At 32.6% G+C, this 322-nt stretch carries 1 pseudogene; it reads right to left on the minus strand.

From position 1 onward, the window contains the following. Window positions 1-121: pseudogene (murB, locus tag C1G53_RS09070) on the minus strand (UDP-N-acetylmuramate dehydrogenase); the annotation flags it as partial. Window positions 122-322: the final 201 nt, after the last annotated feature.

Genomic DNA, 322 nt, shown 5'->3' on the forward strand with positions numbered 1-322 from the left:
GATTCCGCGGAAAAGCTAGATAATCAACAGCTCCTCCTACTTTTGTATAGGTATATTCTTTTAAAGGTTCATCGAATCGAATATCGATGCCTTCTAATTCAAGCCTAATTTTATCTTTCATAACCTTCTCATTTCAATTTAAGATATACAGGATTTATTATACCAAAAATTACAGGAGAAAACGAATAAAATTCAACAAAAATACTTTCACAAGCCAAATTAATTTGCCCCAATATTTTGAAATGGAGAATGGAATGCACAAAAAAAAGGAGTTCCCTTTCTACCGCTTACAGTAGCGATGGCGAACTCCAATAAATAAACA

It is taken from the genome of Streptococcus suis (assembly GCF_002960445.1).
Lineage (GTDB): Bacteria > Bacillota > Bacilli > Lactobacillales > Streptococcaceae > Streptococcus > Streptococcus hyiners.